The organism is Nocardioides sp. OK12 (genome assembly GCF_024341885.1).
Lineage (GTDB): Bacteria > Actinomycetota > Actinomycetes > Propionibacteriales > Nocardioidaceae > Nocardioides > Nocardioides marinisabuli.
In genome coordinates this window covers 256326-277565 of the sequence record NZ_BNET01000005.1, presented here as the reverse complement: position 1 = coordinate 277565, position 21240 = coordinate 256326, and the positions used below count along the sequence as shown (strand labels likewise).

Annotated in this window: 20 protein-coding genes and 2 pseudogenes; 12 read left to right on the top strand and 10 right to left on the bottom strand. The window is 70.7% G+C overall.

What is annotated here, in order from left to right:
- The first annotated feature begins 6 nt into the window (after positions 1-6).
- From OCU29_RS14580 to OCU29_RS14565, 4 genes are all read left to right on the top strand, one after another.
- A complete protein-coding gene (locus tag OCU29_RS14580; RefSeq protein ID WP_261820488.1) occupies positions 7-954 on the top strand; it encodes a proteasome assembly chaperone family protein in 948 nt (315 codons plus the stop codon).
- Position 955: 1 nt separating this feature from the next.
- Positions 956-1813, top strand: coding sequence for an acyl-CoA thioesterase II (locus OCU29_RS14575; RefSeq protein ID WP_261820487.1), 858 nt, complete (start codon positions 956-958; stop codon positions 1811-1813).
- Positions 1813-2670, top strand: a complete 858-nt coding sequence (locus OCU29_RS14570; protein ID WP_261820486.1) for an acyl-CoA thioesterase II — start codon at positions 1813-1815, stop codon at positions 2668-2670. The genes OCU29_RS14575 and OCU29_RS14570 overlap by 1 nt, the downstream gene beginning before the upstream one ends.
- Positions 2671-2795: 125 nt before the next feature.
- Entirely contained in the window at positions 2796-4001 is a 1206-nt protein-coding gene (locus tag OCU29_RS14565; RefSeq protein WP_261820485.1) for a peptidoglycan DD-metalloendopeptidase family protein, read from the top strand.
- A gap of 3 nt (positions 4002-4004) precedes the next feature.
- Here OCU29_RS14565 and OCU29_RS14560 read toward each other — a convergent pair whose 3' ends face one another.
- Together OCU29_RS14560 and OCU29_RS14555 are read right to left on the bottom strand one after the other, a co-directional pair.
- Positions 4005-4901, bottom strand: a complete 897-nt coding sequence (locus OCU29_RS14560; protein WP_261820484.1) for a MaoC/PaaZ C-terminal domain-containing protein — start codon at positions 4899-4901, stop codon at positions 4005-4007.
- Positions 4901-6235: a 3-oxoacyl-ACP reductase gene (locus OCU29_RS14555; RefSeq protein WP_261820483.1), complete on the bottom strand. Its 1335-nt coding sequence runs from the start codon at positions 6233-6235 to the stop codon at positions 4901-4903. The genes OCU29_RS14560 and OCU29_RS14555 overlap by 1 nt, the downstream gene beginning before the upstream one ends.
- Before the next feature lie 133 nt (positions 6236-6368).
- Here OCU29_RS14555 and OCU29_RS14550 point away from each other — a divergent pair, with 133 nt between their 5' ends.
- Positions 6369-7652, top strand: coding sequence for an acetyl-CoA C-acetyltransferase (locus OCU29_RS14550; RefSeq protein WP_261820482.1), 1284 nt, complete (start codon positions 6369-6371; stop codon positions 7650-7652).
- 18 nt (positions 7653-7670) lie between these two features.
- Here OCU29_RS14550 and OCU29_RS14545 read toward each other — a convergent pair whose 3' ends face one another.
- On the bottom strand, positions 7671-8357 hold the full coding sequence (locus OCU29_RS14545; protein WP_261820481.1) for a TetR/AcrR family transcriptional regulator: 687 nt from the start codon (positions 8355-8357) through the stop codon (positions 7671-7673).
- 84 nt (positions 8358-8441) lie between these two features.
- Here OCU29_RS14545 and OCU29_RS14540 point away from each other — a divergent pair, with 84 nt between their 5' ends.
- Positions 8442-8873, top strand: a complete 432-nt coding sequence (locus OCU29_RS14540; protein ID WP_261820480.1) for a hypothetical protein — start codon at positions 8442-8444, stop codon at positions 8871-8873.
- A 15-nt stretch (positions 8874-8888) separates the two neighbouring features.
- On the opposite strand, the gene OCU29_RS14535 is transcribed toward OCU29_RS14540, so the two are convergent.
- Positions 8889-10193, bottom strand: a complete 1305-nt coding sequence (locus OCU29_RS14535) for an HNH endonuclease signature motif containing protein (protein WP_261820479.1) — start codon at positions 10191-10193, stop codon at positions 8889-8891.
- Between the two features lie 211 nt (positions 10194-10404).
- Here OCU29_RS14535 and OCU29_RS19855 point away from each other — a divergent pair.
- From OCU29_RS19855 to OCU29_RS14525, 3 genes and pseudogenes are all read left to right on the top strand, one after another.
- Positions 10405-10743 (top strand): annotated as a pseudogene (locus tag OCU29_RS19855) (hypothetical protein); the annotation flags it as partial.
- A 205-nt stretch (positions 10744-10948) separates the two neighbouring features.
- Positions 10949-11419 carry a GNAT family N-acetyltransferase gene (locus OCU29_RS14530; protein WP_261820478.1) on the top strand — a complete coding sequence of 157 codons (471 nt, stop codon included), beginning with the start codon at positions 10949-10951 and terminating at the stop codon, positions 11417-11419.
- A gap of 464 nt (positions 11420-11883) precedes the next feature.
- A complete protein-coding gene (locus OCU29_RS14525; protein ID WP_261820477.1) occupies positions 11884-12201 on the top strand; it encodes a hypothetical protein in 318 nt (105 codons plus the stop codon).
- A gap of 66 nt (positions 12202-12267) precedes the next feature.
- Here the strand turns inward: OCU29_RS14525 and argS are convergent, their stop codons facing one another.
- The 5 genes and pseudogenes from argS to OCU29_RS19850 form a co-directional block, all read right to left on the bottom strand.
- Positions 12268-13995: an arginine--tRNA ligase gene (argS, locus tag OCU29_RS14520; protein WP_261820476.1), complete on the bottom strand. Its 1728-nt coding sequence runs from the start codon at positions 13993-13995 to the stop codon at positions 12268-12270.
- Positions 13996-14196: 201 nt separating this feature from the next.
- The gene (locus OCU29_RS14515) at positions 14197-14778 is read right to left on the bottom strand and encodes a hypothetical protein (protein WP_261820475.1); all 582 of its coding nucleotides are present in this window, start codon (positions 14776-14778) and stop codon (positions 14197-14199) included.
- Positions 14779-15050: 272 nt separating this feature from the next.
- On the bottom strand, positions 15051-15479 hold the full coding sequence (locus tag OCU29_RS14510) for a GNAT family N-acetyltransferase (RefSeq protein ID WP_261820474.1): 429 nt from the start codon (positions 15477-15479) through the stop codon (positions 15051-15053).
- 86 nt (positions 15480-15565) lie between these two features.
- Positions 15566-15775 (bottom strand): hypothetical protein, encoded by a 210-nt coding sequence (locus OCU29_RS14505; RefSeq protein ID WP_261820473.1) that lies wholly within the window; start codon positions 15773-15775, stop codon positions 15566-15568.
- Positions 15776-15874: 99 nt separating this feature from the next.
- Positions 15875-16087: pseudogene (locus tag OCU29_RS19850) on the bottom strand (CPCC family cysteine-rich protein); the annotation flags it as partial.
- A 670-nt stretch (positions 16088-16757) separates the two neighbouring features.
- On the opposite strand from OCU29_RS19850, the gene OCU29_RS14500 reads away from it, so the two are divergent.
- The 3 genes from OCU29_RS14500 to OCU29_RS14490 all read left to right on the top strand — a co-directional run bounded on the left by OCU29_RS14500 (position 16758) and on the right by OCU29_RS14490 (position 19583).
- Complete coding sequence (locus OCU29_RS14500; protein WP_261820472.1) at positions 16758-18041, top strand: NRAMP family divalent metal transporter; 1284 nt, start codon at positions 16758-16760, stop codon at positions 18039-18041.
- A 128-nt stretch (positions 18042-18169) separates the two neighbouring features.
- Positions 18170-18925, top strand: coding sequence for a hypothetical protein (locus OCU29_RS14495; RefSeq protein WP_261820471.1), 756 nt, complete (start codon positions 18170-18172; stop codon positions 18923-18925).
- Positions 18926-19004: 79 nt separating this feature from the next.
- The gene (locus OCU29_RS14490; protein WP_261820470.1) at positions 19005-19583 is read left to right on the top strand and encodes a hypothetical protein; all 579 of its coding nucleotides are present in this window, start codon (positions 19005-19007) and stop codon (positions 19581-19583) included.
- A gap of 132 nt (positions 19584-19715) precedes the next feature.
- Here OCU29_RS14490 and OCU29_RS14485 read toward each other — a convergent pair whose 3' ends face one another.
- Positions 19716-21239: an ATP-dependent DNA ligase gene (locus OCU29_RS14485; protein WP_261820469.1), complete on the bottom strand. Its 1524-nt coding sequence runs from the start codon at positions 21237-21239 to the stop codon at positions 19716-19718.
- Position 21240 lies beyond the last annotated feature (1 nt).

Here is a 21240-nt window from a genome sequence, read left to right as displayed (position 1 = left end):
AGACCCGTGAGCGAGACCCGCTTGGTGCACATCGTCGACGAGGTGGCCGAGATCGACGCCTCCGAGGAGTCCACGCTGACCATGGTGGTGGTGCTCGACGGGTTCCTCGACGCCGGCAACGCGGCCGCGCGCGCCGCCCAGCACCTGGCCGACGTCGCCGGCACCGACGACGGCGCGGGTCGGGTGGTGGCGACCTTCGACGTCGACCGGCTCCACGACTACCGCGCGCGACGCCCCGCGGTCTCCTTCGTCGTCGACCACTACGACTCCTACGACGCGCCCCGGCTGGTGGTGCGGCTGCTGCGCGACAGCGGCGGCACGCCGTACCTGCTGCTCAACGGCGCCGAGCCCGACAACCGCTGGGAGGGCTTCTGCCGCGCGGTGCGCGAGGTCGTCGAGCGCTTCGGCGTGACCCGGGTGATCAGCATGGGCTCGGTGCCGATGGCGGTGCCGCACACCCGCCCGATCGCGGTGACCCACCACGCGAACAACTCCGAGCTGCTGCTGGGCGCGAGCCCGTGGCGCGGCGAGCTGCGGGTGCCGGCCAGTGCGCAGGCGCTGCTCGAGGTGCGCCTGGGGGAGTGGGGCCACGACGCCCAGGGCTTCGTCGCCCACATCCCGCACTACCTGGCCCAGCTCGACTACCCGAAGGCCGCCGCGGTGCTGCTCGAGCAGGTCGAGCTCGCCGGCCGGCTCACCGTCGACCTCTCCGGGCTGCGCGCCGAGGCCGAGGACCGCGAGGCCGAGATCTCCAGCTACCTCGAGGCCAACGAGGAGGTCGGTGACGTGGTCGCCGCGCTCGAGCGCCAGTACGACGCCTTCGAGCGGGCCGAGGAGTCCGGGGACAACCTGCTGGCCCGGGACCAGCCGCTGCCCACCGGTGACCAGCTCGGCCACGAGTTCGAGCAGTTCCTCGCCGGCCTCGAGAACCCCGACGCCGAGGACCAGGACTGAGATGCCCCGCACCACCGCCGAGCTGCTCGAGCTGCTCGACCTGGAGACGATCGACGACAACCTCTTCCGCGGCAGCCAGCAGGCCTCGATCCTGCCCCGCGTCTTCGGCGGCCAGGTCGCCGCGCAGTCGTTGGTCGCGGCCGACCGCACCGTCGAGGGCGACTACGCCGTGCACTCGCTGCACTCCTACTTCCTCCAGCCCGGTGACACGGGCGCGCCGATCGTCTACGACGTCGAGCGGCTGCGCGACGGCCGCTCCTTCGCCACCCGGAGGGTGCTGGCCCGCCAGCACGGCCGGCCCATCTACGTGATGACCGTCGACCTCCAGCGCCCCGAGGACGGCTACGAGCACCAGGACCGGATGCCGCAGGTGCCGGCGCCCGAGGATGCGCTGGCGGTCAACGACAAGATCCGCGGCGCCGACGGCTCCTTCACCGAGTGGGACGTGCTCGACTTCCGCTACGTCGGCTCCTCCCACGACCTGCTGCCCACCGACGAGGACCACCCGGGGCGCCAGCAGATGTGGATGCGGGTCAACGACGCGCTGCCCGACGACCCGCTGCTCCACGCGGCCGCCTTCACCTACGCCTCCGACGCCACGATCATGGGCGCCGCGCTCTCGCCCCAGGGCATCTCGATCGGGACCCGCGAGGTGATGGTCGCCTCGCTCGACCACTCGGTGTGGTTCCACCGGCCCTTCCGCGCCGACGACTGGTGGCTCTTCGACCAGCACTCCCCGGTCGCCACCGGCGGGCGCGGCCTGGTCAACGCCCGGATCTTCGACCGCGACGGGGTGCTGGTCGCCTCGGTGGCCCAGGAGGCGCTGATCCGCAGGATGCGCCCGGCGGGGGGTCGATGATGAGCGAGGAGACCTCCCTCGAGGAGCTGGTCGCGCTCTTCGACCTCGAGACCATCGACACCGACCTCTACCGCGGCCGTCAGGCCCGCACCACCCGGCCGCGGGTCTTCGGTGGCCAGGTGGCGGCACAGGCCCTGTGCGCCGGCATCCACACCGTCGACCCGGCGTACGTCGTGCACTCGATGCACTCCTACTTCCTGCTGCCCGGCGACCCGCAGGTGCCGATCGTCTACGACGTCGAACGGATCCGCGACGGCCGCTCGTTCCTGACCCGCCGGGTGGCCGCGCGCCAGCACGGCCGGCCGATCTACTACCTCACTGCCAACTTCCAGGTGCCCGAGGACGGCTTGGAGCACCAGGACCTGATGCCCGACGTCGTCGACCCCGAGGACGCGGTCGACATGGTCGAGATGATGCGCCGCGCCGGGACGCCTGAGGCGGAGGCGCTGGCCAAGGAGTGGGCCGCGCTGGGCGCGCGCTGGGTCGGCAGCTCGGGCCGGGGTCTGCCCGAGGACCCGGAGCACCCGTCGCGGTCGCGGCTGTGGCTGCGGGTCGACGGCGACCTGGGCGACGACCCGACCGCCCACCTGGCGGCCTTCACCTACGCCAGCGACATCAGCCTGCTGGGCGCCACGCTGTCCGCCCACCCGGTCACGCCCGACCAGGTGCAGATGGCCTCGCTGGACCACACGATCTGGTTCCACCAGCCCTTCCGGGCCGACGAGTGGTGGCTCTACGACCAGGTCTCGCCGGCCGCCCGTGGAGGGCGCGGACTGGCCCTCGGCCGGGTCTTCACCCGCGACGGCACGTTGGTGGCGACGGTGGCCCAGGAGGGCCTCATCCGCCCTCGCCACTAGCATTACAGCGATGTAGTTCGTGACAGACACGCCGACACATGGATACTTTTGTGACCAATGTGGCGGTTGAGCGCTCCTGAGGAGCGTGTGACCGGACCGCCCCCCGCCCCCGAGGGACCCCGATCATGCGTCTGCCCCTGCTCACGGTCCTGCCCGCGGCCCTGCTCGCGCCGGCGCTGGTGGTGCTCGCGACCCCCGCGCACGCCGCGCCCGGCGCCGACTACGAGATGCCCTTCCCCTGCGGGCAGGAGTGGACCGGCACCACCCGCAGCAACCACAGCCCGAGCACGAGGTCGATCGACTGGAACCGGGCCGACGACGTCGACGACCCCGTGGTGGCCTCGGCCCCCGGGACGGTGACCACCGCCAACGCGACCAGCACCAAGGGCTACGGCCACTACGTCGTCGTCGACCACGGCGGGGGCGAGTCGACGCTCTACGCCCACCTCAACGCCGTCACGGTCGCGGTCGGCCAGCGCCTCGACCAGGCCGCCCAGCTGGGCACGGTCGGGTCGACCGGCAACTCCACCGGGGCGCACCTGCACTACGAGCAACGGGCCTCTGGCTCGGTGCAGACCGCGTGGTTCGGCGGCGCGGAGTTCGTCTACGGCTCGACGCAGCGCTCGACCAACTGCGTCGACGTCCCGCTGGCGGCCAACATGATCGGCGGGGCGCCGGCCGAGCTGGTGGTCTACCGGCGCGAGGCCCGCTCGCAGTTCCAGGTGCTGCGCCCCGGCAAGGCGCCCAAGGTGCGCCGCTTCGGCACCGCCACCGACGAGCCGGTCCTCGGCGACTGGGACGGCAACGGGGTGGCCAACATCGGCGTCTTCACCCCCGCCACCGCGACCTTCGCCCTCAAGCTGGCGAGCGGTCGCACCCGCATCGCCTTCGGGGCCGCCGGTGACCAGCCGGTGGCCGGCGACTGGGACGGCGACGGCCGCTACGAGGTCGGCGTACGCCGCCCGGGCGAGGCGGCCTTCCACCTGCGCGCCGCCGACGGGTCGACGACGAGCGTGCCGCTCGGCGCGTCCTTCGACCTGGCCGTCACCGGCGACTGGGACGGCGACGGACGCACCGACCTGGGGACCTTCGACCAGTCGACGGCGACCTTCACGCTGCGCCGCGTCGACGCCGAGGGCGTCGTGTGGACCGCGCAGGTGCAGTTCGGCGAGCCCGGCGACCTGCCGGTGACCGGCGACTGGGACGGCAACCGGGTCACCGACGTCGGGGTCTGGGACCCGGCCACCGCGACCTTCTCGGAGCGGCGGGCCGCGCAGCCGACCGCGGCGCGCGCCACCACCGCACGCACCGTCTTCGGCCGGCCGCGCTGACCCTCAGGCGGGTCGGCTGACGCCGGCGAGGTGCGGGGCACCGCTGCGCGGGTCGCTCAGCGAGAACGCGTAGCCGTCGTCGGTGGGCCGCGAGCCGAAGGCGACCTTGCCGGGCAGCAGGATCGGCTTCTTGAAGGCCACCTCGACCGTGACCGCCTCGGGCAGCCGGTTCTCGAGCGCCGCCACGCACCGCGCCAGGCTCCACATGCCGTGCGCTATCTGGCGCGGGAAGCCCAGCGCCTTCGCGGTCAGCGGGTAGAGGTGGATCGGGTTGTGGTCGCCCGAGACGCCCGCGTAGCGGCGGCCCAGGTCGCCGGGCAGCGACCAGGTCGCGCCGGTGGCCGGGGCGTCGGGGAAGACCGTGCCCTCCGGGGCGGCGGCGTCGCCGCGACCGCGGCGCAGGTAGGCCGAGGAGCTCTCCCAGACCAGCTCACCGGTGCCGTCGCGGACCTCGGTGACGAAGTCGAAGACGGTGCCCTTGGTGTGCGGGCGCGAGGGGCCGACGCGGGCGGCGACGGCGACCTGCTCGCCCACCACCACGTGGCGGTGGCGGGTGATGGTGTTGGCGATGTGCACGGTGCCGATGGCCGGGGCCGGGAAGGCGGTGTCGGTCATCATCGCCATGTGCAGCCCGAAGGCGAGCATGTGCGGGTAGGTCAGCGGCGCGACGTCCTTGCGCGGGAAGCCGCACAGGTCGCCGTACGCCTCGACGTGGGGGCGCTCGACGACGACCGGGGGCCGCGTCACGGCGAGGCCCTCGAAGCCGTCGGGGCTCGCCTTGCGCACGCCGGGCAGCGACCCGACGACGGGGATGCTGGGCAGGGCGGCGCGCAGCAGGGTCCCGACGCCGGCGCTGCCGTCGTGGGTGCGGGCCGCGCGCTCGACCTGGGGGCCGGCCATCAGGCGCCCAGCATCATCTGGCCGCAGACCCGCACGACGTTGCCGTTGACGGCCGTCGAGCCGGGGGAGGCGTACCAGGCGATCGTCTCGGCGACGTCGACCGGCAGGCCGCCCTGGGCCATCGCGTTGAGGCGCTGGCCGACCTCGCGGGTCGCGAACGGCACCGCGGCGGTCATCTGGGTGACGATGAAGCCGGGGGCGACGGCGTTGACGGTGATGCCGTCGCGCAGCTCGTCCTTGAGCGAGTCGACCAGCCCGATGACGCCGGCCTTGGAGGTGGCGTAGTTGGTCTGGCCCACGTTGCCGGCGATCCCGGCGATCGAGGCCACGCCGATGATCGAGCCGCCGGCGTTGACGACGCCCTGGTCGAGCAGCTCGCGGCTGATCCGCTCGGGGGCGGTGAGGTTGACCGCGATGACGGAGTCCCAGCGGTCCTCGCCCATGTTGGCGAGCTTCTTGTCGCGGGTGATGCCGGCGTTGTGCACCACCACGTCGACGCCGCCGTGCTTCTCGGCGAGGTGGTGGGCGATGCGCTGCGGGGCGTCCTTGCCGGTGATGTCGAGGGTCAGCCAGTCGCCGTCGAGCTCCTTCATCAGCGACTGCAGCTCGCTGGCGGCCTGCGGCACGTCGACACCCACGACGGTGGCACCGTCGCGGTGCAGCACGCGGGCGATCTGCTCGCCGATGCCGCGGCTGGCGCCGGTCACCAGGGCGACCTTGCCCTCGAGCGGGCGCAGCAGGTCGTCGACGGTGCCGGCCTCGGTGGTGCCGGTGGCGCCGATGCGCACGACCTGGCCCGAGACGTAGGCGGACTTGGGGGAGAGCAGGAAGCCCAGGGTGCTGGTGGTCGCGGCCTCGGCGCCCTCGGCGACGTACACGAGCTGGACGGTGCCGCCGCGCCCGATCTCCTTGCCGAGACTGCGGGTGAAGCCCTCGAGGGCGCGCTGGGCGACGCGCTCGGAGCCGCTGACCTGCTCGGGCGGGGTGCCGAGCACGACCACGCGCGGGCAGGTGGCCAGGCGGCGCATGAGGGGGGTGAAGAAGTCGCGCAGGGCCGAGAGCTGCTCGGCGGAGGTCAGGCCGGTGGCGTCGAAGACCAGGCCCTTGTACGTCGAGGTCTCGTCGGGCACGTCGGTGCTCGCGACGCCCAGGGTGTCGAGCAGACCCGGCAGCGACTCGGCGAGGCGGCCGGTGCCGCCGGTGACGACGGTCCCCTCGACCAGCGGGGCGCCGGCGGTGTAGCGCTCGAGCGCCATCGGGGCGGGCAGGCCGAGGTTCTTGACCAGCAGCTTGCCGATCGGCGACTGGCTAAAGCTCTGGTACTTGTCGCTCATGCGGGTCTGTTCCTCCAGTGAGTACGGGTGCGGCTGATGATCATGTAACTAGACGTGTAACTCGGAGTCCACTTTTCGTGACGTGCCCCTCACACCCTTCTCCCCGCGGGGCTGCGCGCGCAAGGATGGGGCCATGGCTACCTCTACGCGTCGCGTTGCCGTCATCGGCGGCAACCGCACCCCCTTCGCCCGGTCGAACTCCGCCTACGCGGACGTCTCCAACCAGGACCTGCTCACCGCCGCGATCGACGGCCTCGTGGCCCGCTACGGCCTCGAGGGCGAGCGCCTGGGCGAGGTCGTGGCCGGTGCGGTGCTCAAGCACTCCCGCGACTTCAACCTGGCCCGCGAGGCGGTGCTGGGCTCGGCGCTCGCGCCCGAGACCCCGGCCACCGACATCCAGGAGGCCTGCGGCACCGGCCTGCAGGCCGCGATCCAGGTCGCCAACAAGATCGCCCTGGGCCAGATCGAGGCCGGCATCGCCGGCGGCACCGACACCACCTCCGACGCGCCGGTCGCGATCAGCGACAAGCTGCGCAAGAAGCTCATGAAGGTCAACGCCGCGCGCGACACCAAGTCGCGCCTGGCCGCGCTCGGCTCGATCCGCCCCGGCGACATCGGCCTCGACCTGCCCAAGAACGGCGAGCCCCGCACCGGGTTGTCGATGGGCGACCACGCCGCGCTGACCGCGCTGGAGTGGCAGATCACCCGCGAGGCGCAGGACGAGCTCGCGGCCGCGTCGCACCAGCACCTGGCGGCGGCGTACGACAGCGGCTTCCAGGACGACCTGGTCACGCCGTTCCGTGGGCTGGAGCGCGACAACAACCTGCGCGCCGACTCCTCGAGCGAGAAGCTCGCCAAGCTCAAGCCGGTCTTCGGCAAGGGCGAGGCCGCCACGATGACCGCCGGCAACTCGACCCCGCTGACCGACGGCGCCTCGGTGGTGCTGCTGGCCACGGAGGAGTGGGCCAAGGAGCACGGGCTCGAGGTGCGCGCGTTCTTCGTCGACTCCGAGACCGCCGCGGTCGACTACGTGCACGGTGGCGAGGGCCTGCTGATGGCGCCGGCGTACGCCGTGCCGCGGATGCTGGAGCGCAACGACCTGTCGCTGCAGGACTTCGACTTCTACGAGATCCACGAGGCGTTCGCCTCGCAGGTGCTCTCGACGCTCAAGGCGTGGGAGGACCCGGTCTTCTGCAAGGAGCGCCTGGGCCTCGACGCCCCGCTGGGCTCGATCGACCGCGACAAGCTCAACGTCAACGGCTCGTCGCTGGCCGCCGGTCACCCCTTCGCGGCCACCGGTGGGCGGATCATCGCCAACCTGGCCAAGCTGCTGCACCAGAAGGGCTCGGGCCGCGGCCTGATCAGCATCTGCGCGGCCGGCGGCCAGGGCGTCACCGCGATCCTCGAGGCTCCCTGAGCCACGTCGCGGCCACCCTCACCTGAGGGTGGCCAGCGCGAGGGCCGAGGCGACGAGGTACTCGCGCACCTGCGCCGCGGAGATCTCACCGACCGTGGGCACGCCCGGGGCGGCCTCCTTGACCAGGATGCCGACCCGGGCGAGCTGCAGCGCCCCGAGGCCGCTGGCGTAGAGCGTGTTGGCCAGGAGGGTGGGGTCGGTGACGGTGAAGTCGCCGCTCTCGACGCCGTCCTCGAGCGCGCCGGAGAGGATGCCCAGCGCGCCCGAGATGGCGCGGCCGAGGCGGAAGAGCGCGCTCTCGGAGATCTCGTCGAGCAGCTCGGGCCCCGAGCGGCGCATCAGCGCCTGGGCGGTGTCGACGAACGCCGGGTGCTCGAGCGAGTAGTCCACGAAGGCGCCGACGATGTCGCCCAGCCGCTGGGCCGGGGCCTTGCCGCCGGCGGCGGCCTGCTCGAGGTCGACCCGCAGCTCGTCGAGGTAGCCGACGAGGGTGAGCGCGAAGAGCTCCTCCTTGCCGGTGAAGTGCCGGTAGACGATCGCGCGGTTGATGCCCACCGCCCGGGCGATGTCCTCGATCTGTGCGTCGCGCACCCCGCGCTCGTCGAAGAGCGCCCTCGTGGCGGCCAGGATCTCGGCCTCGCGGGCGCGGCGGCGAGCCGCTGCGGCCGACCTGCGACCGTCGGTCTCGGGGGTGCGGGTGCTCATGGGGCCGAGTGTACGACTCGTGCAACTGGGAGTTGCACGAGTGTGACGCGTGTGGCTTGACCGGGGTTGGGCATGATCGGGCACGTGCACACGCCTCTCCTGCTCCCTGCCGCCGTCCTGGTCGTCGCCGTGCTGGCGGGGTGCGGTTCCGACGAGCCGGCCCCGACCCAGGCGGCCGACCCGGAGAGCGACGGGGCGACCTCGGCCGAGGCCGCCACGAGCGACGACGCCGCCGCGCTGACGGCGCTCCTGGAGGACGAGTACGCCGACTCGCAGCGCTACCCGCGCAACCATGCGGCGCTCATGCGCTTGGTCGAGGGCTCCGACTTCTCCTTCTCCGGCGACAACGTCGTGCAGAACTACGGGACCTACCCCGACGTACGGGGCGTCCCGGCGCTCTCGTTCTGCGTCGCGGACCCGGCGACGCGCGCGTGGACCTACTACGACAGCATCGAGGACGTGTACACGACCAGCGTCGACGGCTTGGCCTGTCAGCCGAAGGCCGCGTCGCAGTAGCGGCGCATGCTTCGGCTAGGCCGGTGAGTAGGTGCCGACGCCTGGCACGACGACCAGCCGTTGGTCCTGGGGTCCGGTCCAGGTGTAGTGGCCGTGGGCCGTCCGTCGGTAGCGCCACTGCCGGGTGGGGTCGGTGGTGGTCTTCGCGCGGTGATGTCGCCTGCACAAGGGGGCGAGGTTCTCGGGCCGTGTCTGGCCGGGCGGACCGAGCGGGTCGTAGGGGTCGATGTGGTCGAGGTCGCAGCGTCGGGCTGGGCGGCGACAGTCGGGGAAGACGCAGTGCTGGTCACGGAGGATGACCTGCTCGCGCATCCACTCCGGTGGGTCGTGGGCGTCGACGGGGTCGCCGCGGTCGGGATCGAGGACCGGCGTCACGGTGACCCGGGAGCCAGAGAGCCAGTCGCGGATCAGGGCACTGGTGGCGGGCCCGAGGTCCTCCACCCGTCCCAGGGGTGCGATGTCGCCCTCGGAGGTCGCGGTGAGGTGCACGTAGGCCTTGTAGGGCCGTCCGGGGGCGGGAGCGTCACCGTGGGCGCGGGCCCGGTCGACGACGACCTGCAGCGCCAGCACCCTGCGCCGGGGCAGGGACAGGTCGGGGTGGGTGGCGAGCAGGTCGTGGGCGACACGACCGACCAGGTCCTGCAGGTCGGCCAGGGTGGCGCTGTCGCCGGTGATCTGCATCCACGAGGTCCCCAACCACCGCTGGTCGCGGCCGTCGCCGTGGGTCAGGGTCACGTCCCAGGACTCCCGCGCGGCCTCCTCGGCCTCCTCGTGGGCGTCGGTGTCGTAGCGGGCCCGAGCGGTCTCGACGAGCCGGGCCAGCACCACGGGCCCGACCCGGTGCGCGCGGGCGGCGATCTCCGCGTCGACGTAGGCGGCTGCGTCGGGTGAGAGGCCGCTGGTGGCCTGGGCGATGCTGCGCGCGCGCCACACCGGCACCTCCAGGGCCTCCACCCTGGCCATCACCCGCGGCAACCGGTGTGCCAGCTCGAGCGCGTCGGCCATCAGCGTCAGGGCGGAGGTGGTGGAGATCGCCATCGCCACGGCCAGCGGTTCGGCGGAGAATGCCGCGACCAACGGACGTCCGTCTCCACCGATCCTCTCCGGGCAGTCCAGGTCCGCACCGACCTCCCCGAACCCCGCCGCCCACCTCGGGTCCTCGACGGCGTTGGTCTCGCACCATCGGATCGCCGCGTGCAGCACCGCCAGGGCCGCCGCGGCCTCGCGTGCCTTGGCCTGCTCGGCGAGCCACAGCACCGAGCTCCGGTCCAGGTCATCGACCCGGACCGGCCCGCCCGCGAGGTCCGTCTCGGTCAGCATGCTGATACTCAAGCACCAGGCACCGACAACCAGGTCGCACCCGGGCCGACCTGCGGCGATGCGATCCGAGCGGCGCACGCCCGCAAGCGACGCAGTGGTAGGTGCATCGCCCGGCTCTGCCGCGACCAGTCACTCAACCGTGTTCTAGCCAGCGAGCCGCCCTGGCCCTGGTCGCCCCCGCTGTACTCGGCGTGTCCCTGCCGCACGGCTTATGTGCGACGCGCCAGGCAAGCGGGGTCCAGGTACGGCGGTGACCTGCGAACCGGCCAGGCCTGGGACCCAGGACGGAAGGGCGGAAGGGACGTCTTCCATGGTCGTCATCGACACCCACCTCGCACTCGAGGCATCGAACGGCGGGTTCACCTTCCACGACCGCGGCGGCCCCTACGGACGCATCGAGGGCGCCAAGCGTGTCGTGGCCGTCGACGTCACCGGCCTCCCGGTGGCCGCGGTGGTGGTGCCCGCATCCACCCACGAGAACCGGGCCAGCGACCAGATGATCGAACACCTTGCCCAGCAGGGCGTCGCGGACCGGCTCGAGCTCGTCCTGGCGGACCGCGGAGTCACCGCGGCTAGCGCGAGACCTCGGCCGGGAGCACGGCGTCGAGGTCCGCCGCGGCGGATGGGACGACAAGCAACCTGTCTTCCGCCCCATCCCCGGTCGCGGTCGCACCTTGAACCCCTGCGGTCGCAAACCGCGTGGAATGCAGCGCGCCAGTGCGTTCCACTGGGAATCTGCCGATGTGGATCTTCACTTGCGCGAGGCGACCCCAGCGGATGCCGAAGGGGTCGCCCGGGTGTACGTCGAGTCGTGGAACGCCGGCTTCACAGACCTGATGCCGCCTCGCGTGCTCAACGCTGCGCAGATTGCTCGCTGGTCGCGAGACCTGGACGCCGAGCTCGTGCGTTGGTGGCTAGCCGAAAGCGGCGAGTCCGTCGTCGGCTTCGTGGGCACCGGACCGAGTCGCGATCCGGTCGACCCTGACCTCGGAGAGGTCGACACCATCGCCGTCGCGCCCTCCGCCTGGCGTCGTGGGGTGGGGCGTCGGCTCATGGATGCCGCCCTCGCTGACCTGCGTGGCGGAGGCTACGGCCAAGCCATCCTCTGGACGCTCGCCGACTACGAACGAGCGCGTACCTTCTACGAGGCCACGGGTTGGCACCCCTCTGGTGAGGTTCGAGACTCCGGGCGGGAGATTGCCTTCCGTCGTGTTCTCGTCGGCTGACCTCTCACCGGCACGGCTGTAGACGCTGCAGAGCGAGCGGCAGCCAAGAGGACACACCCAGTGAGAGTCGGGACTCGTGCCAGGAGCGGACGTTTCGTTGCGCCGCGCTTGACGTTCGTCTCACACGCCCGCGGCGGAGACGCAGGCAGCCGTTCTCAGGTGGAGGGTCCCTGCGCGCGGCCCCAGCCGCATCAGACGGAGGAGCCGTGTCTCAACCCGCTACACCCGTCGCGAAGAGTCGCCCAGGGCAAGGGGCGCTCGGCGGGAAGTCTCGTCGGTGGATCGTCCTTGGTGTCGGGTACTAGTTGTCGCGGGAGGTCTCGCCTGGCTCCGCGATTCAGACCGCACATTTGAAGCTGGGTACGGCATTGGGATGGATCGTCCCGTGGGTGCGGGTATCTGGACCGTCCTAGAGCACGGGTCAACCTCACGCGCGGGTGTGGTCACCATCGACAGGATCGAACATGACCCGCGATGAGGCAGCGGTCGAGGTCGAGTACGCGATCTGCTACCTCGACGCAGACGCGCTCGCGCAGGAAGGAGTCGGCGGCAGCGGCTACGGGCTTCGCGACGTCAGCGTCGAACGGTATTGCTCTCGTCTCGTGCCCGCGGAGGGGGCATATATCGAGCTCGGCACGAACCCTGGTCAGGAGTTGTTGGTCTCAGTGCGACCGATCCGATCGGGTCGTAGCGTCGTGAAAAGCCATCACGTCGAGTTCAGTGAGGGCTGGCAGCTAGGGTCCGCCGACACCGCAGCAACGGTAGACACCACGGCTCGCTGACGCGCACGCCAGGCGGCAGGAGCGGATGTTCGACCGGGGCGCGACTTGGCTTGCGCCCTGGATGCGCTACATCGTTTCGGGCGTGTCGATCCCCAGCAGTTCAAGCCCGAGCGCAAGCGCGTCGCGCGTCAGCCCTGTCAACACCAGTCGCGATGCCCTCACCTGGGGTTCAGCCCTGAGGATCGGGCACTCCTCGTAGAAGACCGAGTAGGTCTGCGCGAGGTCGAACAAGTAGGTGCACAAGCGGTGCGGTTCGAGCACCTGCCCGACCTCGCTGACCACATCACCGAAGTCCAGCAGCGCGAGAGCCAGTGCTCGTTCCTCGGGCTGGGTGATCGTGGTGGCTTTCTCGCCCACGACGACCTCGCCAGCGTTGCGGAAGATCGACCGGGTCCGAGCGACGGCGTATTGGAGGTAGCGACTCGTGTTGCCGTTCAGCGCGACCATGCGGTCGAGGTCAAAGACGTACTCGCTATCGTGGGCTACGGAGAGGTCGGCGTACTTCACCGCACCGATGCCGACCTGCGGTGCCAAGGCTTCGCGGTCTTCTTCGGAGAGCCCGGGGCGGTCGGCGTCGATAGCGGCCCGAGCGGTAGCGACGGCCTCGTCCAGCAGGGCCATCAGCCGCAGGGGGGCTCCGGAGCGGGTCTTGAGGATCCTGCGGTCTTTGCCGAGGACGTTCCCGATCTTGACGTGAACGGGCTCGACGCTGTCGGGTAGCCATCCCGCTTTGCGCGCGGTCGCCCAGACCATCTCCAGGTGCAACGACTGGGGTGCGCCAATGACGTAGAAGATGCGGTCCGCGTACAGGTCGCGGACACGGTGACGCACTGTGGCGAGGTCGGTCGTGGCGTACCCATACCCACCGTCTGACTTCCGGACAATGAGCGGCAAGGGCTTGCCTTCGCGACCCCTGAAGCCGTCGAGGAAGACACAGAGCGCGCCGTCGCTGACCGTGGCGATGCCCGCATCGGTCAGTTCGTCACAGACACGAGCAAGGTCGCCGTTGTACGAGGACTCACCCGCGAGGTCGGCGTCGGTGAGGCTGACCCCTAGCCGCGTATAGATGGCGTTGAAGTAGTGCTTGGACAGGTCGAGCAGCTCGCCCCAGAGCCTGAGCGTGTCCTGATCACCGCCCTGGAGCGCGACCACACGCGACCGGGCTCGTGCCGCGAACGCTTCATCGGAGTCGAATTTCCGCCGTGCCGCTTGGTAGAAGGAGTTCGGATCGGTCTCAACCACGAGCGCCTCGTCAGAGCCCTCCCCAACGTCCAGGAGGTGTTCGATCAACATGCCGAAGGGCGTCCCCCAGTCGCCGATGTGGTTCTGGCGAGTGACTGTGTGACCGAGGTGTTCGAGGATTCGCGCCAAGGCATCGCCGACGACCGTGGTGCGGAGGTGTCCGACGTGCATCTCCTTGGCCACGTTGGGGGCGGAGTAGTCGATGACGATGCGCTCCGGCGCCTCCTGCGGCACCCCCCGCCGGGGGTCCGCCACGAGAGCGTCGACCGCAGACCCGAGCCACGCATCGCTCAAAGTGAGGTTGATGAAGCCTGGTCCACTGATCTCCACTTCGTCGCACACGTCGCGGACGTCAAGTGCTTCAACGATGCGCTGGGCCACCTCCCGCGGTGGCATCCCGAGCCGCTTGGCCAAGGGCAGCGCGGCGTTGCTCTGAAGGTCCGCGAACTGGCTAGGCCGCAACACCGGATCAGCGTCTCGGTACTCGGGACCGAAGGCATTGTCGATCGCCGCGGACACCAGCGGCGCGAGTGTGGCATGGGCGGACGGCATGCGCGCAGGCTACTTGGCGAGCACCCCGCCCGTCGGGTATGGACGGCGGACATAGGTGGGACCCCGCCACACTCATCTCGCCAGAACCGCGCACCATCAGCGGCAGAACCGGATGGCCGCGGGCGCACGCTACGCGGCTATATGGGCGCGCGCCGACGCGCACGCTAGGCGGCGAAATCGGATGCGGCGAGCACCGAGGTTTCAGAGCTGCATGCTCACCAGCCATGCGTCGAATGCCCGGATGAATTGCTCGTGGCTCCTAACCATGGCGGCGGCGTCGTTAGCAACTCGCAAGACGTGGTCGCCTGGGACGACCAGACTGGTGCCAGGGAGAACGTCGAGCACCTCGCGGCTAAAGTACGGGTCGCTCGACCCGATAACGACAAGCTGGCAGGCGGGGTACGTCAGCAGGGGCTTGGCGGCTTCGGGTTCGGCGAGCAGGGGTGTGAGCCACGCGGCGTCAAGGCGATGAGCGGCGGCTCGTGTCGCGGCCAGCGTTCCGAGAGACTTTCCGACGACCAACTGGCGACCGGTGTAGCCCTCAAGGGCCTCCTCCAGTTGATCACCGACCCAGTCCATCTCGTCAACGATCGGGAGGCTGCCGCGCTCCGGAGCCTCCCACCAGACCTGGCGCACGTCCCATCCGCGCATCAGTGCGGCTTGCGTCGCGAAGAAGAGCAACGGGCCGTCGGGCGTGTACTGCCTGCCGGGAAGAACGACGCATCGCCCTACCGGAGTGCCCTCTACGGCGTGGTCGACGTACCGACTCACGGGCGCATTCATGGTGATCAGAGTAGGTGTCCTCGCAGCCAGCCGGACGTCCTGTCATCGCCACAACCGCGCTCATCGCGGCAGACATGTGTACTTAGGTCTCTCAATGTAAACAACGGTAAACACGGCAAACACTGCCTCCGGCCCGGACCCGCGATAGCCAGCAAGGGGTAACGGATGGGCCCAAGAGTGCAGGGCATAGCACCTTCCCCGCCTCGTGCGCGGGCGCCCTCAACGCAGCATGAGCGGAAGCATGCCTCAGTCCGATAGTGCGCTCCGCACGGTCAGGGTCGGACGAAGACGCCCATGCGTCCGGCGGGGCGGAAGCCGTTCCTTTCGTAGAAGGCTGACGCGTCGCTGTCACGCGCCGTCAGGAGATACCAGTGCCGAACGTCCTCAAGGTGCTTGGCGAGAGCACCCAGCAGCCGGGTGCCGTGGCCTTCGCGTTGCCTGCTCGGGCGAACGCACATCTCCTTGAGCAGGAAGTGGTCGTCGACTCCCGAACGTTCCAGGTGACCGACCGCGAAGCCGAGCAGTTCCCCGTCGGAGTCTCGCGAACAGACCCCGTGGGCGCGGGGAGTAGCGAGGGAGTCGCCGAGCCGTTGAGCGGCATCCTCCGCTTTCCACGACTCGTTCCAGGGCGGGGCATTGAAGGTGTCGACGTAGAGGGCAACACAAGCGCCAAGCGCGTCGGTCGACAGAGTGGTGATCACGCTGAACCATGTCACGACGCCCAGACGGGACGCATCCGCTCTTCGGCGGGACGGTGCTCTGTCAGCGGCAGAAGCGGGCGCGTCATTCAGCCTGCGAAGAAGCCGCGTGGCGGATCGAGGAGCAGGTCGCGCTCTAGGGTCACGTCCGGTTCCACCCCCACATCGAGACGAGCGATGCCGAAGGCATCGGCCTGGGTGACCAGGAGGGCGTAGGCCTCGCGCAGTCCGAGAAACCGCCCGATGTCCCCCTCTTTGCGAGTGCCACGCGCCTTCTTGAGGGCTTCCTGGGTGGCCACTTCTAGCAGCCGACCGGTGTCGCGAAGGAACTCCGACCTCGGGTCCGAGTCCGGTCGTCGCAGCGGAGCCCACGTTGGGTCTCGCGGCTCGTGGGACGCAGGCGGTCGCACTTTGTGCACTCCGTGTAGGGAACTCGCCCCGTATCGCTGGTAGAGGCGCTGGCCTTCCATGAGGGTCGTGCCGTTGGGGCCGTCCAGCGATTCCGCGTCAGTCCGCGCGGCATCGTCCTCCCACCAGCAGACCGGACAGAGGTCGTATGCCCCACGTTCGGGCAGGGTTCTGTAACCGCAACAGGGGCATGTCTCAGCCATGTGCGCAGTTTGCCCGCCGCCGCCCAGAACTTCGCGGCCTTTGCCGTCCGGAGCGCCCGCGCTTCGGTGGTCCCGTGCGCCACCAGCGCAGTTCCGGATGGAACTCATGGGCCACGCGGCGCGTCCCAATGTCGTGATTCTCAGCCGTGTCGTTGGGTCTGCTTGCTATAGCTCTTCTGACTTCTTGTGCCCCCGACCAAACCGGTTCGCCGCCGCCGAAGGCTGTCGTAGAGACAGCAACGACCACGTCTGCAGTGCCGGCTGAACAGACAGGTCCGCAGTTTCGCTGGGCCTGTCCACGCGGCGCTCGATTGCGCGCCTTCACCGACCCCAGCATCTACCCAACTCGGCTCACACTGCGTGAGGTGCTGCCGACGGTCTACCCTGCCGAACCCGATGCGCTGGTCCGAGGCAACGACGGTTGGCTGGTCTTCGTCCTGGTTCTAGACGAGCAACGGCGAATCGAGCGACGTGTGCGATTCGAGCGGTCCGCAACTGTGGGCTGGCACGTAGAGGTCGTGCCTTCTTGCCGCCATCGCACCAAGGCATAGCCCGTCCGCTCTTCGGCAGATAAGGGCGCTTCGGACTCCATAGGGACACCCGTCAGAGCGGTGGGTGTGTGTCGGCGGGCGTCGGCTCTGCCTCGGCCGCCCGGTGCTAACTTCGGCCAATGGCAAAGACGGCAGAGCGCCCCGCGACCTCGGGTGAGCAGCGCGAGACCGGTGTCTGGGCCGCCAGGCTGGCTGCGCTCGGGCCCGGCATCCTGATGGCCTCGGCGGCGATCGGTGGCTCCCACCTGATCTCCTCGACCCAGGCCGGCGCCCGCTTCGGCTGGCAGCTGGCCTTCGTCATCGTCCTGGCCAACCTGCTGAAGTACCCCTTCTTCCGCTTCGGCCCGCAGTACACCGTCGAGAGCGGCCGGTCGCTCGTCGAGGGGTACGCCCGCAAGGGTCGCGGGTACCTGTGGGTGTTCTTCGTGCTGGCCACGGTCAGCTCGGTGATCTCCACCGCCGGGGTCGGCCTGCTGGGGGCGGTGATCCTCGGCTTCATGCTCCCCGACGCCTGGGCTCCCGGCATCCCGGCGCTGGCCACGGCGATGATGGCCTCGGCGTGGCTGCTGCTGGTCGCGGGCCACTACCGAGCCCTCGACGCGGTCACGAAGGTCATCATCGTCACGCTGACCCTGGCCACCATCACGGCCACCTTCATGGCGGCCTCGGCCGGCTCGGAGCGGGTCGCCGGTTTCGTGGAGCCGACCCCGTGGACCTGGGCGACGCTGCCCTTCCTGGTGGCGCTGATGGGCTGGATGCCGGCGCCGATCGAGATCAGCGCGCTGAACTCGCTGTGGATCCAGGCCAAGCAGAAGCTGCACCCCAGCCGTGCCAAGGACGTGCTCTTCGACTTCAACGTCGGTTACGCCACCTCGGCCGTGCTCGCCCTGTTCTTCCTCTCCCTCGGTGCGCTCGTGCAGTACGGCTCCGGTGTCGAGGTCGCCAGCCAGGGCGGGGCGTACGTCGACCAGCTGCTGCAGATGTACGGCACGGCCATCGGGCAGTGGGCGGTGCCGCTCATGGCGGCGATCGCCTTCGCCTGCATGTACGGCACGGTCATCACCGTCATCGACGGCTACGCCCGGGCGTGCGCGGAGTCGCTGCGCCTCCTGCGCGGCGAGACCGAGTTCAGCCGTGGCTCGCTCAACCTCTGGGTCAGCGGCATCACCGGCGTCGGGCTGGTCATCGTCGTCGCGATGAGCGCCTCGCTGGCCACCATGCTCACCTTCGCGATGATCAGCGCCTTCCTCACCGCCCCCGTCTTCGCCTGGCTCAACTTCAGCCTGGTCCGCGGGGAGGGCGCGCTCAGCCCCGGCCTGCGCTACCTGTCGTACGCCGGGCTGGTCTACCTGGCCGGCTTCGCCGGGCTCTTCCTGGTCGACTTCGCCGGCCTCCTCGGCTGACCGCGGCCGCGCGCCGGGGTCAGACGATGAGCCTGTCGAGGAGGTCGAAGGACTCGTAGGGCTGCTCGACGTCGCTGGGGTGCAATGACTAGTTCGGGGCATGGCTGCGCCAGTGATCGTCCTCCACCATGGCGATCTGGGAGGGCCGAATGACGAGTGCAGTGCTAGCCGGGACACCACGAACGCCGTGGCGGGACGACCTGCTCGGCGCCGCCAGGACCCTGTCCGTGCTCACGGTGGTGGGCGGAGCCTGCGGTGCCTTCGTCGTCGGGGTGGTCGGACGACTTGCGATGTTCCTGCTCGCCGCCCTCAACCCGGACGCCACCGGAGTGACCAGCGACGACGGCTTCGTGATGGGTCAGGTGACCCTGTCGGGCTCCGCTCAGCTGATGCTGGCCGGGTTGCAGCTCGGAGTGATGGGTGCCGGGTTCTACGTCGTCGTCCGCGGCCTGATCGTCGGGCCCTCCTGGTTCCGCCTCCTGACGGTCTCGCTCGGTCCCGCCGTCGTGGTCGGGGCCATCGTGGTCCACACGGACGGAGTGGACTTCCGGCTCCTGGAGCCGTTGTGGCTCGCCGCGGGTCTCTTCATCGCTCTCCCAGCCGTCTACGTCGCACTGCTGCACGTCCTCGGAGAACGCGCCCTCGAACGCTGGCGTCCGCCCAGCTGGCTCATGGCGATCGGGCTCGCCCCATGGGTCCTCCTGCTCCCGGTGACCCTTGCGCTGGCGGCAGGTTTCACCGCGCTCCGCTCGCTGCGCGGCTACGACACCGGTCGCGCCCTCCTCCTCAGCCCCTGGCCCGCCTGGTTCCTGCGGGCCGGCCTCGCGGTCCTCTGCGTGGCAGCTCTCATCGACCTGCGCAACGATCTTGTCGCCCTCAGCTGAGGGCCGCTCGGCCTCGCAGCGCCAGCAGGGACAGTCCCTCCCGGCGGGACGACGCCGCCCCTGGGCGACGGCCTCGGCGGTGACAGGAGCAGCCTGGGCGCTGTTCCTGCTTCCCCCGCAGCTCGTCGCCTGGGACGGACAGGATGCACCGAAGTGGGCGCTCTCGGCTGACAGTCTCCCCGTCTACGGCTTGGTGCGGGAGCTCGACGGCGCCGGCGGGCTCGAGCTGTACGCCTGGGCAGGAGTGCTGCTGGTTCCTGCATGGATCCTGATCGGTTGGCCGCTGCTCGGCTACGGGAGGCTGCCCGGCGTCGTGGGGGTCTTGTTCCTCCTGGGCGCCCCCGTGTCCGTGACCAGCTACCTGGCAGAGGGCGCTCCCGATCCGTGGCACAGCCTGTGGGGTGCCGAGATCTTCGTGTTGCTCGCGATCCCGCTCGCCGCCATCCCAGCGGCGATCTCCGCCAGGTCCAGGCACTTCCCGCCCTGGTGGTGGACGCTGTTGGCCTGCACGCTCCTGGTCGCCGTGACGTCCACAGCCGCGTTCGGATACTTCCCGCACGGCACCCTCATCGGACTCGGAGTCGAAGTGGCTGCGCTGGCGCTGCTGCCGACCGCCCCCCGCCCTCGGGGCTGGAGACTGGCTACATCCTGTGCTTGATCCTGGCGGCACCGATCGCGTTGCTGTTCGCGCCTCTTGCGTGGGGTGTCGTGTTCTCGGCTGGGATCGCCGTGACAGCGCTGTGCATCAGCGCCGTGCGGGTGCCGCGAGCGCGAGCGGACGCTCGCGCGGTCAGGCTCCTGACAACCGGGCTTGCACGCTCTCCACGGGGTCGGCCTCGGCGGCGGTCTTGTCGTCGCGGTAGCGGACCACCCTGGCGAACCTGAGCGCGACGCCGCCGGGGTAGCGCGTCGATCGCTGCACCCCGTCGATCGCGATCTCGACCACCTGCTCGGGCCGCACGTGCACGACATGGCCCTCGCGGTGCGTCTCCAGGGCGAGGAACCGCTCGGTCTGCCAGTCGAGCATCTCGTCGGTCATGCCCTTGAAGGTCTTGCCCAGCATCACGAACCCGCCCTCGGGGTCGCGCGCACCCAGGTGCAGGTTGGAGAGCTTGCCGCGCCGCCGGCCCGAACCCCACTCCACGGCCAGGACGACCAGGTCGAGGGTGTGCACGGGCTTGACCTTGACCCAGCCCGACCCGCGGCGCCCGGCGGCGTACGGCGCCTCCAGGCCCTTGACCACCACGCCCTCGTGGCCGGCCGCCAGCGCCTCGGCGAGGAACGCCTCGGCCGCGGCGGTGTCGGCGGTGCGCAGGCCGGCCACCCGGTGCTGCTCGGGCACCAGCGCGTGCAGCGCATCGAGGCGCTCGCGGCCGGGGGCGTCGAGCAGGTCGGTGCCGTCGACGTGGAGCACGTCGAAGAAGAACGGGGTGACCTGCACGCCCGCCGACTGGGCGGTGCGCGACGAGGTCTCCTGGAAGGGGCGCGGCCGACCGGCGTCGTCGAGCGCGAGCGCCTCCCCGTCGAGGACGAAGCGGCTGGCCGGCAGCGCGCGCGCCACCTCGACGACCTCGGGGAGACGGGCGGTGATGTCCTCGAGGCTGCGCGTGGCCACACGCACCTCGTCACCGTCGCGGTGCACCTGGACCCGGATGCCGTCGAGCTTGGTGTCGACGACGACCTCGCCGCCCGCCTCGGCCCCGCCCCGTGCCTTGGCCATCGCTGCCGCCACGTCGGTGGCCGAGCCCGCCAGCATCGGCAGCACCGGACGCATCACCTCCAGCCCGATCGCGCGCAGCGCCTCCTCGCCCTCGGCCAGCGCCGCCACGACCACCGCGACCGTCGAGCCCGACAGCATGGCGGCGCGGCGTACGAGGGGCAGCGGCACGTCGGCGGCCCGGGCGACCGCCTCCTGCACCAGCGCGTCGAGGGCGCCCTGGCGCAGCTCGCCGGTGACCACGCCGCGCAGCCACCGCTGCTCCTCGGCCGTGGCCCGCCCGAAGAGGCTCTGCACCGCCGCGGCCCGGGCGCCGGCCGACCCGGGGCCGGCCAGCGCCGCGACCGCCTCGAAGTGCTCGTGGACCTCCAGCACCTCGAGGGAGGGGGAGCCGGCGGGCTCGGGCAGGTCGCCCAGCGACTTCCAGCCCAGCCCCGTACGCCGCTGCCGCAGCGTGCCGCCGAGGTACGCCGCGACCGTCTCGGCCTCGGCGGGACCGGTGCGGCCCAGCAGGTCGGCCAGCGCGGCGACCTTGTCCTTGCGCGAGCGGGTGGCGGCGACGGCCTGGGAGGTGGTGACGACGTCGGCGAGCAGCATG